At 63.7% G+C, this 13,036-nt stretch carries 9 protein-coding genes and 1 riboswitch; of the genes, 5 read left to right on the top strand and 4 right to left on the bottom strand.

Annotation, left to right across the window (positions count from 1 at the left end):
* Positions 1-24 precede the first annotated feature (24 nt).
* A riboswitch (cobalamin riboswitch) is annotated at positions 25-238 on the top strand.
* Positions 239-337: 99 nt separating this feature from the next.
* Genes cobW through ACMCNM_RS14125 form a run of 4 tightly spaced genes read left to right on the top strand, consistent with a single transcriptional unit; the run spans position 338 to position 6,850 of the window.
* On the top strand, positions 338-1,405 hold the full coding sequence (gene cobW / locus ACMCNM_RS14110; protein WP_099429505.1) for a cobalamin biosynthesis protein CobW: 1,068 nt from the start codon (positions 338-340) through the stop codon (positions 1,403-1,405).
* Between the two features lie 3 nt (positions 1,406-1,408).
* On the top strand, positions 1,409-5,170 hold the full coding sequence (gene cobN, locus ACMCNM_RS14115) for a cobaltochelatase subunit CobN (RefSeq protein ID WP_412764657.1): 3,762 nt from the start codon (positions 1,409-1,411) through the stop codon (positions 5,168-5,170).
* A gap of 1 nt (position 5,171) precedes the next feature.
* Positions 5,172-6,182, top strand: a complete 1,011-nt coding sequence (locus ACMCNM_RS14120) for an ATP-binding protein (RefSeq protein ID WP_412764658.1) — start codon at positions 5,172-5,174, stop codon at positions 6,180-6,182.
* Positions 6,183-6,235: 53 nt separating this feature from the next.
* Entirely contained in the window at positions 6,236-6,850 is a 615-nt protein-coding gene (locus tag ACMCNM_RS14125) for a vWA domain-containing protein (RefSeq protein ID WP_412764659.1), read from the top strand.
* Between the two features lie 129 nt (positions 6,851-6,979).
* On the opposite strand, the gene ACMCNM_RS14130 is transcribed toward ACMCNM_RS14125, so the two are convergent.
* Complete coding sequence (locus tag ACMCNM_RS14130; RefSeq protein ID WP_013972506.1) at positions 6,980-7,246, bottom strand: hypothetical protein; 267 nt, start codon at positions 7,244-7,246, stop codon at positions 6,980-6,982.
* 342 nt (positions 7,247-7,588) lie between these two features.
* On the opposite strand from ACMCNM_RS14130, the gene ACMCNM_RS14135 reads away from it, so the two are divergent.
* A complete protein-coding gene (locus ACMCNM_RS14135) occupies positions 7,589-8,911 on the top strand; it encodes a sigma 54-interacting transcriptional regulator (RefSeq protein ID WP_412764660.1) in 1,323 nt (440 codons plus the stop codon).
* 115 nt (positions 8,912-9,026) lie between these two features.
* Here ACMCNM_RS14135 and ACMCNM_RS14140 read toward each other — a convergent pair whose 3' ends face one another.
* The 3 genes from ACMCNM_RS14140 to ACMCNM_RS14150 all read right to left on the bottom strand — a co-directional run bounded on the left by ACMCNM_RS14140 (position 9,027) and on the right by ACMCNM_RS14150 (position 13,036).
* On the bottom strand, positions 9,027-11,027 hold the full coding sequence (locus ACMCNM_RS14140) for a peptidase U32 family protein (RefSeq protein ID WP_412764661.1): 2,001 nt from the start codon (positions 11,025-11,027) through the stop codon (positions 9,027-9,029).
* Between the two features lie 239 nt (positions 11,028-11,266).
* Positions 11,267-11,647 (bottom strand): RidA family protein, encoded by a 381-nt coding sequence (locus ACMCNM_RS14145; protein WP_099429500.1) that lies wholly within the window; start codon positions 11,645-11,647, stop codon positions 11,267-11,269.
* 144 nt (positions 11,648-11,791) lie between these two features.
* Positions 11,792-13,036: a saccharopine dehydrogenase family protein gene (locus tag ACMCNM_RS14150; protein WP_027594833.1), complete on the bottom strand. Its 1,245-nt coding sequence runs from the start codon at positions 13,034-13,036 to the stop codon at positions 11,792-11,794.

Below are 13,036 nucleotides of genomic sequence, written 5' to 3' on the forward strand. Positions count from 1 at the left end.
GGTTGACCACCTGCCAGCCACTGCGTAGCCTTGCCACTTCGAGGTTCTTCGCCAAGCCGAAGCTAAGACGGGAACGCGGTATAAGCCGCGGCTGCCCCCGCAACTGTAAGCACCGACAACGGGTCGACACAGCCACTGCGCAAGCGCGCGGGAAGGCGTCGCGCCCTCCAGCCCTGCTATTCAAAGCACGGCAGGTACGGTGCGAGCCAGGAGACCTGCCTCGAGGCGATTTCGACTTTCAACCGGGCGGGGTGATCCGGTGGCGAACAAGCCCGGCCGACCTGGCCCGTGGCTTTCGTCCTGCATGCCCGCGCCATCTTGCCAAGGGCATCGCGACATGAAAACACTGGCCAAACTCCCCGTCACCATCGTTACCGGCTTCCTCGGTTCGGGCAAGACCACCTTGCTTCGCCACATGCTCGACAACGCCCAAGGCCGCCGTATCGCGGTGATCGTCAATGAATTTGGCGAACTGGGCATCGATGGCGAGATTCTCAAACAGTGCAGCATCGGTTGCACCGAAGAAGAGGCCAGCGGCCGCGTGTACGAGCTGGCCAATGGCTGCCTGTGCTGCACCGTGCAGGAAGAGTTCTTCCCAGTCATGCGCGAGTTGGTCGCACGCCGTGGCGACCTTGACCACATCCTCATCGAAACCAGTGGCCTGGCGCTGCCAAAGCCGTTGGTACAGGCCTTCCAGTGGCCAGAAATCCGTAACGCCTGCACCGTCGATGCGGTCATTACCGTGGTCGACAGCCCGGCTGTGGCGGCCGGCACCTTTGCCGCCTACCCAGACCAGGTGGACGCACAGCGCAAGCTGGACCCGAACCTGGACCACGAGTCGCCGCTGCACGAACTGTTCGCTGACCAGTTGGCCAGTGCCGACCTGGTGGTGCTGAACAAGGCCGACCTGATCGACGCCGAAGGCCTGGCCAAGGTCCGCGCCGAGGTGGCCGAGGAGCTGCCGCCCGCCGTCAAGGTGATCGAGGCCAGCAGCGGCCGTCTGCCACTGGACGTACTGCTGGGCGTGGGCGCCGAGTCCGAGGTGCACATCGATGGCCGCCGTACCCACCACGATTCGCACCACGATGGCGATGATCACGACGATCATGACCACGACGCCTTCGATTCGATCTCCATCGACCTGCCAGAAGCCGACGAAAGCCTGTTGCTCGATGCCCTGACCCAGTTGGTGGTCGAGTTCGGCATCCTGCGCGCCAAAGGTTTCGCCGCCATCCCGGGCAAGCCGATGCGCCTGCTGGTGCAAGGCGTGGGTACCCGCTTCGACAAGCACTTCGACCGCGCCTGGCGTGCCGACGAGCCGCGTATCACGCGCCTGGTGCTGATCGGTCAGGACCTGGATGCCGTGCAGCTCGAAGCGCGTCTGCGCCAGGCCTTGGGCGCCTGACCCATGCACCTGCTGCGGACCCAGCCCGGCGGCTTCGTGCCGGATGACAGCATTGCCGACCTCGGCCAGACACCCGCCGAACTGGTGATCCTCTGCAGCGGCGATTCACACCTGGCATTGCTTGCCGATACCGCCGAGCAATTGCCCGAGGACTACCCCAGCCTGCGCCTGGCCAACCCGATGCAGGTACAGAACCACGCCTCGGTCGACCTGTATGTCGACGAGGTGCTGCGCCATGCCAAGGTCATTGTGGTGTCGCTGCACGGGGGCGTTGGCTACTGGCGCTATGGCGTCGAGCAACTGGTCGCCCTGGCGGCCCGCGGCGTGCAGCTGGTCCTGGTGCCGGGCGATGATCGGCCGGACCCTGAGCTGACCGGCCTAGGCACCGTGACCGGCGATCAGGCCGAACGCCTCTGGCACTACCTGCGCCAGGGCGGCAAGGCCAACGCCCTCAACCTGTTCAACTGCCTGGCCAACCAATGGCTGGGCCGTGACTATGCGTGGGACGAGCCGCAGCCATTACCACGCACCTCGGTGTATCACCCGGCCAAAGGCAGTGCGCTGCTTGAGGACTGGTACGCGCAGTGGCACCCGGAGCATCCGGTGGCACCGTTGCTGTTCTACCGGTCACACCTGCAAGCGGCCAACACCGCGTTCATCGACGTCTTTTGCGAGCGTTTGCTGGCGGCGGGGCTCAACCCCTTGCCGATTGCCGTGGCCAGCCTCAAGGAAAGCGCCTGCTTCGAACAGGTCGAAGCCTGGCTGGATGAAGTCGGCGCCGAGGTGTTGATCAACACCACGGGGTTTGCCTTGTCCAGCCCCGAACGCCCCAACCTGCGCCCGTTCCGCCGCGACATCCCGGTGTTGCAGGCCATTTGCGCGCAGGACAACCAACCGGCGTGGGAAGCCAGCGAGCAGGGCCTGGGCGCGCGTGACCTGGCCATGCACATCGTTTTGCCGGAGCTGGACGGGCGAATCATCACCCGCCCGGTCAGTTTCAAGGACATGGCCTGGCGCAGTGAGCGCAGCCAGTCCGACGTAGTCTGTTACCGCGCCCACCCCGAGCGCATGGATTTTGTCGCCGAGCTCGCTCGGCGCTGGGTAGAGCTGGCCCGGTTAGCCAATGGCCAGAAGCGCGTAGCCTTGGTGTTGGCCAACTACCCGACCCGTGACGGCCGGATTGGCAACGGGGTGGGGCTGGATACGCCGGCAGCGGCCTTGAATATCCTCAAGGCACTGCAGGCCGAAGGGTATCCGTTGGCGGGCCTGCCAGGCACTGGCACGCAGTTGATCCAGCAGTTGCTGGGCGGTGTGACCAATGACCTCGATCACCTGGACCAACGCCCGTGCGCGCAAAGCCTGAGCCTGGATGACTACCAGGCTGCGTTTTCCCGCCTGCCTGAAGCCAACCGCCAGGCAGTGCTGGAGCGCTGGGGGCCGCCGGAGCAAGACCCGATGTACCGCAGTGGCCGCTTGATGGTTGCGGGCTTGCGCTACGGCCTGACCTTCGTCGGCATCCAGCCGGCGCGGGGCTATCAGGTCGATCAGAGTGCGGTGTATCACGACCCTGACCTGGTGCCGCCACACGCGTACTTGGCGTTTCATTTCTGGCTGCGCCATGCCTTTGCCGCCGACGCGGTGATCCACGTCGGCAAGCACGGCAACCTGGAGTGGCTGCCTGGCAAGGGGGTAGGGTTGTCTGCGCAATGCTGGCCCGACGCGCTGCTGGGCCCGCTGCCGAACATCTACCCGTTCATCGTCAACGACCCAGGTGAAGGCGCCCAGGCCAAGCGCCGAACTCAGGCGGTGATCATCGACCACCTGATGCCGCCGCTGACCCGCGCCGAAACCTATGGCCCGCTGCGTCACCTGGAACAACTGGCGGACGAATTCTACGAGGCGCAGCTGCTCGACCCGCGGCGTGCTCGCGAGCTGCAGCGCGACATTCTTGAGCTGGTCAAGGCCAACCACATCGACCGGGAACTGCAACTGGAAGGGCAGCTGGACGATGCCGCTGTGTGGCTGCCGCGTCTGGACACCTACCTGTGTGACCTCAAGGAATCGCAGATTCGCGATGGCTTGCACGTGTTTGGCCAGTCGCCCGAGGGCCGGCTGCGTTTGGACACCCTGTTGGCCTTGCTGCGTGTGGAGCGCGGTGACGGCCGGGGTGGCAATGCCAGCCTGTTGCGTGCGCTGGCCAAGGCCCTGGTGCCGGGCTTCGCCCCGCTCGATTGCGACCTTGGGCAGCCGTGGCTGGGGCTGCGGCCCGGGCCTTTGCAGGCGATCAGCGACGCGCCATGGCGCACCTGTGGTGATACCCGCGAGCGCCTAGAGCTGCTGGCCTTGCAGGTGATAGAGCAGGCGCTTGGCGGCACGCTGGTGCTGCCCGCCTTGAGCGAATGGCAACCGGTACGTGATGTGGTGCAGGCATTGTGTGACGCGGTGGCGCCGAGCCTGGATGCTTGTGGTGCGGCCGAGATCAACGGCCTGCTGGCGGCCCTGGCCGGCCGTTTCGTGCCGGCCGGCCCGAGTGGCGCCCCAAGCCGCGGTCGCCTGGATGTACTGCCAACCGGGCGCAACTTCTATACCGTGGATGTACGCAACCTGCCCACCACCACGGCCTGGCGCCTGGGTTTTGCCTCGGCGAGCCTGATTCTCGAGCGCCATCTACAAGACCATGGCGACCACCTGCGCCAGTTGGGCCTATCGGTATGGGGCACCGCGACCATGCGCACCGGCGGCGACGATATCGCCCAGGCCATGGCCCTGATGGGGGTACGCCCGGTGTGGGCTACCGGTAGCCAGCGGGTCGACGATTTCGAAATCTTGCCGCTGAGCCTGCTAGACCGCCCGCGGGTGGACGTTACCTTGCGGGTGTCGGGGTTCTTCCGCGACGCGTTCGGCAACTTGATCCGCCTGTTCGATGCTGCAGTTCAAGCGGTGGCGGCGCTGGATGAGCCTGATGACCTCAACCCGCTGGCAGCGCGTGTGCGCAGCGAGCGTGAGGCTCTGCAGGCGCAGGGCGTGGAAGCCGAGCAAGCGGCGCGCCAGGCGGGCTGGCGGGTATTCGGGGCCAAACCCGGTGCCTACGGTGCCGGTGTGCAGAATGCAATCGATGGCCGCTTGTGGCACAGCCGTGACGACTTGGCTGAGGTCTACCTCAACCATGGCGGGTACGCCTATGGCGGCAGTGATGAAGGCACCCCGGCCCGTGAACAGTTCGCCCGCCGCCTGGGGCAGGTCCAGGCGGTACTGCAGAACCAGGATAACCACGAGCATGACCTGCTCGATTCCAACGACTACTACCAGTTCCAGGGTGGCATGCTGGCCGCCTCGGAAACCTTGTCTGGCGCGTCGGTGGCCAGCTACCACGGCGACCACAGCCAGGTCGATCGGCCGCGCATCCGCACCCTCAAGGAGGAGCTCAACCGGGTCATTCGTGCCCGTGCGCTCAACCCCAAGTGGATCGACGGGGTAAAGCGCCATGGCTACAAGGGTGCCTTCGAGATGGCGGCAACGGTCGACAACCTGTTCGCCTTCGATGCCACCACGCACCTGATCGACGACCATCATTATCAGTCGCTGGCCGATGCCTACGTGCTCGACCCTGCGACCCGCGATTTCATGCGTGAGCACAACCCCGAGGCGCTACGCGACCTCACCGAACGCCTGCTGGAGGCCCAGCAACGCGGCCTGTGGGAGGCGCCCGGCGATTACCGCGAAGCCCTTGAGGCGCAACTGCTCGACGGCGAGGAACAGGCTTGAAATGAGTGAACCCGTACAATTTCCGCTGGCCGCCGTGGTCGGTGCCGACGCGCTGAAACTGGCCCTGTGCCTGACCGCCATCGACCCGAAGATCGGGGGCGTGCTGATTGAAGGCCCGCGCGGCATGGCCAAGAGTACCTTGGCCCGTGGCCTCGCCGACCTGCTCGGCGAGGGGCCGTTCGTCACGCTGCCGTTGGGCGCCAGTGAAGAGCGCTTGGTCGGCACCCTCGACCTGGACGCTGCGTTGGGGCAGGGCAAGGCCCAGTTTTCACCCGGTGTGCTGGCCCAGGCCGATGGCGGCGTGCTGTACGTGGACGAGGTCAACCTGTTGCCCGATACCCTCGTCGACCTGTTGCTCGACGTGGCCGCCAGCGGCACCAACCGCATCGAACGTGATGGCATCTCGCACCGGCACAGCGCGCGTTTTGTGCTGATTGGCACCATGAACCCAGAAGAAGGCGAGTTGCGACCGCAGCTGCTTGACCGTTTTGGCTTGAATGTGGCCCTCGAAGGCTTGCCGGAGCCCCTGGCGCGCCAGCAGATCATCCGCCGCCGCCTTGCGTTCGACAGCGACCCCCAGGCCTTCTGCGCGCAATGGGCAACTGCCCAGGCGCAACTGCGCGAGCGCTGCCAGCAGGCGCGCCACGACCTCGCCCAGATTGCCCTGGACGACCAGGCCCTGGCCTGGATCACCGAGCGCTGCTACGCCGCCGGGGTCGATGGCCTGCGGGCGGACCTGGTCTGGCTGCGCGCAGCACGCGCGCACTGTGCCTGGCGCGGCGGCGAGGCCATTGATGAAGCCGATGTCGAGGCGGTGGCCGAGTTCGCTTTGCGCCATCGTCGCCGTGTATCGCCCCAGCAGCAGCCGCCTTCGACACCGCCCGAGACGGGCCAGCAGAGCGCAAGCAGCCAGGGCAGCCAAGGCGGGCAGGGCGACTGGGGCGCGCTGCCACCACAGCCAGTGACCAGTGGTGCGCGCCGTGAGGTGCCGAACTGGGCAAAAAAGCCCTGAGCATCCGCCAGCGAAAAGCCCAAGGGACGGATGCCAGGCCACGTGCAGGGCAGTTGAAAGGCGCCAGCCGTGGCCGTGTACACAGCACCACTTCGGGCCGAGTAGCCTGGCTGCCGACTTTGCTCAAGGGGCGGCCACGGCTGCGTGAAGACCTCTGCTGGCAACAGCGCAACGCTCAGCCTGGCGAACTGTGGCTGGTGATCGTCGACGCCTCGGCCTCAACCCGCCGCCACCAGGCGCTGGCGCAGACCAAAGGTTTGCTGGCGGCGTTGTTCGACCAGGCATACCGTCAGCGGGCCCGGTTGGCCCTGCTGACAGCGAGCGGGCAGACGCCGCAGTGGCAGCGACACGGCCTGAAGGCCTCGGCGGCCTTGCAGCCCTGGTTGCAAGCACTGGGGGCAGGGGGCGGCACACCGTTGATCGCCGCGTTGGAGCAAGCGCGGCAGTGGCTGCAGGCGCGGCAGCAGGCTCACCCTCATGAAGCTGTGCGCTGCCTGGTATTTACCGACGGTCGGCTGCAGCACTCGGATAAGGTGCAACCGATGGGCTGTGCCACGCTACTGGTCGACATGGAGCTGGCGCCCGTTCGTCTGGGCCGTGCGCAACAATTGGCTGCGCAACTGCAGGCCGATTATCAGCACCTGGAGCACTTCAAGGTCGTGGATTGAATAACAGTGCGGCGTGATACTGCGACACAATGTCGCAATAAGATGTCGCAATAAGAAAAGTTGCAGCGGCAGCAACTGAGAAGTTGCACAAGTGCGTGGCAGGGCACGCACTTGGAGGGGCAATCACAATTACTTCGGCATCGACCACGGTTGCAGGTCATAACCTTTTTCGCACAGCTCGGCGCGCACTTCCTCGATCAGGCTGGCCCATTGCGCAGGGTCGGAATAAATGCGCGAGGACACTTGCTTGCTGCCGATGCGGGTGCTGGTCCGGTCGATCACTGCCAGGCTCAATTCACCAGTACCATTGGGCGCATCCCAGGCTACGCACTGGAAAGGTTCGAAGGCGTGGTCGGCAATCAGCAGTGCTTCGTTGACACGGAGCGGGGCATTCATGGTTCGGTCTCTCTATGGTCCCAAACATCGAAGTGAAGTCCGCGTTGCTTTAAATTCGCCTCAATCATCGCGATATGCAGCGCGGGGTTATGTGTACTGATGCTCGTTGTCCGGGGGCGAGTCACACATTGGGTGTAAAAATTTGTGTCAGGGTTGAATCCGTTCTTGCCTGCGCCGCCATGGGATGTCGATAAAGTGCGAAAATTCCCGTCAGGGTTTGTAAAAAAATGATTCGGCAGACAGACGGTACTGGGCACCGTCAAGTTCGTTGCTACTGTTAATTGGGCGCCACAACTTGCTGTTTTACTTCACAAAACCAAACTCTGGCGCCAAGGAACGGTCATGCAGCAACCCGCTTCCCAACGCCGTTTGCTCATCGTCGACCCCTGCGACGACTGCCACCGTTTATTGCCAGGCCTGCGCAGTGCCGGCTGGGATGTGGACAGTTGTATGCTCGGCGCTGCCCTGGACCACGCCTGCGATGTTGGCCTGCTGCGGCTGCAGGCGTCGCACCTGCGCCATCCCGACGCGGTCAAGGACATGATCAAGCGCAGCAATACCGAGTGGATCGCCGTGCTCAGCGCCGAGCAGTTGCGCATGCAGAACGTCGGTGATTTTGTCTGCGAGTGGTTTTTCGACTTCCACACCTTGCCGTTCGACGTTTCCCGCGTTCAGGTTACCCTCGGGCGTGCCTTCGGCATGGCGCGGCTGCGTGGCAAGGGTGCGGTGCGGGTGGACGACTCGGTTCACGAGTTGCTGGGTGAGAGCCGGCCGATCCGCGAGTTGCGCAAGCTGTTGGGGAAACTGGCGCCCACCGAGTCGCCGGTTTTGATCCGTGGCGAGAGTGGCACAGGCAAGGAGCTGGTGGCGCGCACCCTGCATCGGCAGTCGCAGCGGCACGATCAGCCGTTCATCGCGATCAACTGCGGGGCGATACCCGAGCACCTGATCCAGTCCGAGCTGTTTGGGCACGAGAAGGGTGCCTTTACCGGTGCGCATCAACGCAAGGCCGGGCGAATAGAGGCGGCGCATGGCGGTACCTTGTTCCTGGACGAGGTGGGTGACTTGCCGTTGGAACTGCAAGCCAACCTGCTGCGCTTTCTGCAGGAAAAACACATTGAACGGGTCGGTGGCAGCCAGCCTATCCCCGTGGATGTGCGGGTGTTGGCGGCGACTCACGTGGACCTTGAAAAAGCCATCGAACAGGGCCGCTTTCGCGAGGACCTGTATTACCGGCTGAATGTGTTGCAGGTGGTGACGGCGCCACTGCGAGACAGGCATGGTGACCTGTCGATGCTGGCCAGCCATTTTGCCCATTTCTACAGCCTAGAGACCGGGCGCAGGCCGCGCTCGTTCAGTGATCATGCGTTAGCGGCCATGGGCCGGCATGACTGGCCGGGCAATGTGCGTGAGCTCGCCAACCGAGTGCGGCGCGGGCTGGTGTTGGCAGAAGGGCGGCAGATCGAGGCGCAGGACCTGGGCTTGCAGATCGAGCAAGAGCAGTCGCCGCTGGGTACCCTGGAGCAGTACAAGCACCGGGCAGAGCGCCAGGCTTTGTGTGATGTGCTTAACCGGCACAGCGACAACTTGAGCATCGCTGCGAAAGTACTCGGGATCTCGCGGCCGACATTCTATCGGCTGCTGCACAAGCACCAGATTCGTTGACGCCTGCCTGTGTAGGAGCAGCCTTGAGCTGCGAAGAGGCCGGTGGCAGCACTTAAGATCTCGGATGCTGCCGCCGGCCTCTTCGCAGCACAAGGCTGCTCCTACAAGGGGGCGATCAATGCGGTGCGCGCGGGATGGTCTTGAGCAGGTCTTCCGGGCTGATGTGCCCAACCACCTGGGCCACCGCGCTGCCTGGGGTCGGCAGGTCGATGATGTGGCTTTTCATCTTGCCGACCACATGCATTTCACACGGTTTGCAGTCGAATTTCAGGGTCAGCACTTCGTCGCCCTGAATCAGCTGCATCGGCGCCACCTTGGTGCGCACGCCGGTCACGCCCTTGGCCTGCTTGGGGCACAGGTTGAACGAGAAGCGCAGGCAGTGCTTGGTGATCATCACCGGCACTTCGCCGTGCTCTTCATGGGCCTCGTAGGCCGCGTCGATCAGCTGCACGCCGTGACGGTGGTAGAAATCGCGCGCTTTCTGGTTGTAAACGTTGGCCAGGAACGACAGGTGCGACTCCGGGTACACCGGAGGTGGCGTGGTTTCAGCTTTACGACCGCCGCGGGGATGCGCCTTGACCCGAGCAGCGGTCAGCGCCTCGATGGCTTCACGGCGCAGGGCCTTGAGCTGGGAGTTAGGGATGAAATACGCCTGTGGGGCATCCAGTTCGATGGCGTTGGCGTGGTACTGGGTGGTACCCAGTTGGCCCAACAGGTCGTGCAGTTGGTCCAGCGCCTGTTGCGGCTTGTTGGCCGCGCCGAACGGGCCGTCCAGGGCCACTTGCACGCTGACGCCTTCCTCGCTGCTGACGGTGAGCATCAGCCGCTGCTCGCGCAGCACCGCGTGCCATTCCACACCCACTCGGCGTTCGGCCGACGTGCGCTGCAAGGCCTGTTGCCAGTTGTGGTCGAGGTTGCGTGACAGCGGGTGATTTGGCCGCAGTTTGTACAGGCCGTCAGGCATTTCGTTGGGTTCGACGCGGTAGCGATAGCGCTTCTGGCCGTCTTCCTCGAACTCGCCACGGGGTTCGGCAATGTTGGCGCGGAACCCCACCACCTCGCGCTTGACCAGCACGTTCAGGCCGTCGCCGTTGGTCAGCGGCACGTCAGTGGTGACCAGCATGTCGCGTTTGTTGACCTTTTCCACTACGCCCACCGGCAAGCCGGTGAACGTTGGCGAGTCGAACGCGCCGATGTCGATCTTGCGGTCGCTGACGAAGTAGTCGGTGCTACCGCGGTGGAAGGTCTTGTCCGGGTCTGGGACGAAGAAGTGCTCGGTGCGGCCACTTGACGCGCGGGCCAGGTCCGGGCGGTCTTCGAGGATGGCGTCGAGCTCTTTGCGGTAGTGGGCCGTGATGTTCTTCACATAGCCCATGTCCTTGTAGCGGCCCTCGATCTTGAACGAGCGCACGCCAGCGTCGACCAGGTCGCGCAGGTTGGCGGTCTGGTTGTTGTCCTTCATCGACAACAGGTGCTTCTCGAAGGCCACCACGCGGCCCTGGTCATCCTTCAGGGTGTAGGGCAGGCGGCAGGCTTGTGAGCAGTCGCCACGGTTGGCGCTGCGCCCAGTCTGGGCGTGGGAGATGTTGCACTGGCCGGAAAAGGCCACGCACAGCGCACCGTGAATGAAGAACTCGATGGCGGCGTCGGTTTCGGCGGCAATGGCGCGGATCTGCTGCAGGTTCAGCTCACGGGCCAGTACCAGCTGCGAGAAGCCCGCCTGATCGAGGAACTGGGCGCGCTCCAGGGTACGGATGTCGGTCTGGGTGCTGGCGTGCAGCTCGATCGGTGGGATGTCCAGCTCCATCACCCCCAGGTCCTGCACGATCAAGGCGTCGACGCCCGCGTCGTAGAGCTGATGGATCAGCTTGCGCGCCGGCTCCAGCTCGTTGTCGTGGAGGATGGTGTTGATGGTGGTGAACACGCGTGCATGGTAGCGACGGGCGAACTCGACCAGTTCGGCGATTTCGCTGACTTCGTTGCAGGCGTTATGGCGCGCGCCGAAGCTCGGGCCGCCGATATAGATGGCATCAGCGCCGTGCAGGATCGCTTCGCGAGCGATGGCCACGTCACGGGCAGGGCTGAGCAGTTCCAGGTGATTCTTTGGAAGGGACATGTCGTTATAGTTTCGGGCGGTCACGGTTTAGGCGGGCATTGTAGCGGTGAAACGGGCTGGTGGCATCCCTACGCTGCCCAGAGGCGGCGCGACTTGGAGGTGTAGGAGCGGCCTTGCGTCGCGAAAGGGTCGCGGAGCGGCCCCAGCTGTCTTTGTGAGTGCACCGAATCTGGGGCCGCTTCGCAGCCCTTTCGCGACGCAAGGCCGCTCCTACATGAGGCATGCATGAGCTGGCGTAATCAGCGTTTGGCAGCCATCGCGGTGACTTCCACGCGCATGCCTTCGACCGCCAGCGAGGCCACGCCAACGGCGGCGCGCACGGGCCATGGCTTGCTGAAGAAGCGCTGGTACACCTCGTTGAACGCTGCACGTTCAGCCATGTCGGTGAGGTAGATGGTCAGGTGCAGCACGCGGTCCATGCCGCTGCCGGCTTTTTCCAGGGCTACTTTCAGCGCCTGCAGGGTGCATTCGCTCTGCGCAACGATGTCGCCCAGCTCGAGGCTGCCATCGGCGCGGGTGGGGATCTGGGTGGAGACCAGCACACCGTTGTATTCGGCGACGTCGGACGAAATGGAATCGGCGTCCGGATCGGGGGTGTAGATGATATCTGTGTTTGCCATGGGCGCGTTTGCCTTGCTACGGAAGGAAAGCGGCAAGCGTACGCGAGCAGGCGGCAGGGGTCGAGTCGTTAGGGCGCTGCCGCAGGTACCACTGGCACATGCCAAAAAAACAGGGCGCCTGATAGGCGCCCTGTTTTGTGTTGCTTAGGCTTCGGCGTCCCAAGGACGATCGCCTTTCTCATCTTTGACGCGGGTCGGCAGGCCCATCACGTCCAGCGCCTTGAGGAACGGCTCGGCTGGCAGTTCTTCGACGTTGACCATGCGCTTGGCATCCCACTCGCCACGGGCGACCAGCAGGGCGGCAGCCACTGGCGGTACACCGGCGGTGTAGGAAATACCTTGGCTGTCGGTCTCGGCGAAAGCTTCTTCGTGATCCGCCACGTTATAGATGAACACTTCGCGCGGCTGGCCGTCCTTGGTGCCCTTGACCAGGTCACCGATGCAGGTCTTGCCGGTGTAGCCCGGGGCCAGGGAGGCTGGGTCTGGCAGCACGGCCTTGACCACTTTCAACGGCACCACTTCCAGGCCTTCGGCGGTCTTGACCGGTTGCTCGGAGAGCAGGCCGAGGTTTTTCAGCACGGTGAACACATTGATGTAGTGCTCGCCGAAGCTCATCCAGAAGCGCACGTTCGGCACGTTGAGGTTCTTCGAAATCGAGTGAACTTCATCGTGGCCGGTCAGGTACAGGTTTTGCGAACCTACTACGGGCAGGTCGTCGGTACGCTTGACCTCGAACATGGTGTTGCTGGTCCACTGGCTGTTCTGCCAGCTCCATACTTGCCCGGTGAACTCGCGGAAGTTGATTTCCGGGTCGAAGTTGGTGGCGAAGTACTTGCCATGCGAACCGGCATTGACGTCGAGGATGTCGATCGAATCAATGCTGTCGAAGTATTGCTGCTGCGCAAGTTTTGCGTAGCTGTTCACCACACCCGGGTCGAAACCGACGCCGAGAATGGCGGTAATGTTCTTTTCTTGGCACTCTTCGAGGTGTTTCCACTCGTAGTTGCCGTACCAGGGCGGCGTCTCGCAGATTTTGCCCGGTTCTTCGTGAATCGCGGTGTCCAGATAGGCGACACCGGTATCGATGCAGGCACGCAGCACCGACATGTTGAGGAAGGCAGAGCCCACGTTGATCACGATCTGCGATTCGGTCTCGCGGATCAGTGCTTTGGTCGCCTCGACATCGAGGGCGTTGAGCGAGAAGGCCTGGATGTCGGCGGGTACCTTGAGGCTACCCTTGGCCTTGACGCTGTCGATGATGGCCTGGCATTTGGAGATGTTCCGCGACGCAATGGCAATACGACCGAGTTCGTCGTTATGCTGCGCGCACTTGTGGGCCACCACCTTGGCGACACCTCCTGCACCAATGATAAGAACGTTCTTCTTCAA

Source organism: Pseudomonas sp. NGC7 (assembly GCF_047159675.1).
Lineage (GTDB): Bacteria > Pseudomonadota > Gammaproteobacteria > Pseudomonadales > Pseudomonadaceae > Aquipseudomonas > Aquipseudomonas kermanshahensis.

Excerpts from the sequence above, each read along its gene's own strand:
- cobW (WP_099429505.1), top strand. The coding sequence starts at position 338 with ATGAAAACACTGGCCAAACTCCCCGTCACCATCGTTACCGGCTTCCTC.
- cobN (WP_412764657.1), top strand. The coding sequence starts at position 1,409 with ATGCACCTGCTGCGGACCCAGCCCGGCGGCTTCGTGCCGGATGACAGC.
- ACMCNM_RS14120 (WP_412764658.1), top strand. The coding sequence starts at position 5,172 with ATGAGTGAACCCGTACAATTTCCGCTGGCCGCCGTGGTCGGTGCCGAC.
- ACMCNM_RS14130 (WP_013972506.1), bottom strand. The coding sequence starts at position 7,246 with ATGAATGCCCCGCTCCGTGTCAACGAAGCACTGCTGATTGCCGACCAC.
- ACMCNM_RS14135 (WP_412764660.1), top strand. The coding sequence starts at position 7,589 with ATGCAGCAACCCGCTTCCCAACGCCGTTTGCTCATCGTCGACCCCTGC.
- ACMCNM_RS14140 (WP_412764661.1), bottom strand. The coding sequence starts at position 11,027 with ATGTCCCTTCCAAAGAATCACCTGGAACTGCTCAGCCCTGCCCGTGAC.
- ACMCNM_RS14145 (WP_099429500.1), bottom strand. The coding sequence starts at position 11,647 with ATGGCAAACACAGATATCATCTACACCCCCGATCCGGACGCCGATTCC.